The organism is Paraburkholderia sp. SIMBA_027 (assembly GCF_046535315.1).
GTDB classification, from domain to species: domain Bacteria; phylum Pseudomonadota; class Gammaproteobacteria; order Burkholderiales; family Burkholderiaceae; genus Paraburkholderia; species Paraburkholderia tropica.
On the sequence record NZ_JAWRWY010000568.1, the window covers coordinates 1 to 272 of the forward strand.

The window sequence follows — 272 nt, forward strand, 5'->3', positions numbered from 1 at the left end:
TCGATCGAAACCAGACGGCCGAGATCGGCCTTGGCTGCGCGCAGCTCCTCACCGAGCAGACGAACGAGTTCCCCACGCTTCGGCGCCGGAACGAGGCGCCACTTCTGGAATGCTACATGGGCGCGGTCGATGGCCTCGACGGCCTTCGCTGGCGAGACTGTTTTCAGCTGGCCGGTGCGCTCGCCGGTGACGGGCGAGAAGGCGTCCATGTCGCCGCCTGTGTAGGCGGACTTGGCGACACCCAGGCGATCGAGGATGGTCGCGGCTTCTTC

1 protein-coding gene is annotated in these 272 nt (G+C 66.5%); it reads right to left on the reverse strand.

Going from position 1 to position 272, the window contains the following annotated elements:
* A partial coding sequence (locus SB764_RS40280; protein ID WP_410866791.1) for an aldehyde dehydrogenase family protein occupies positions 1-272 on the reverse strand: 272 nt, incomplete at both ends.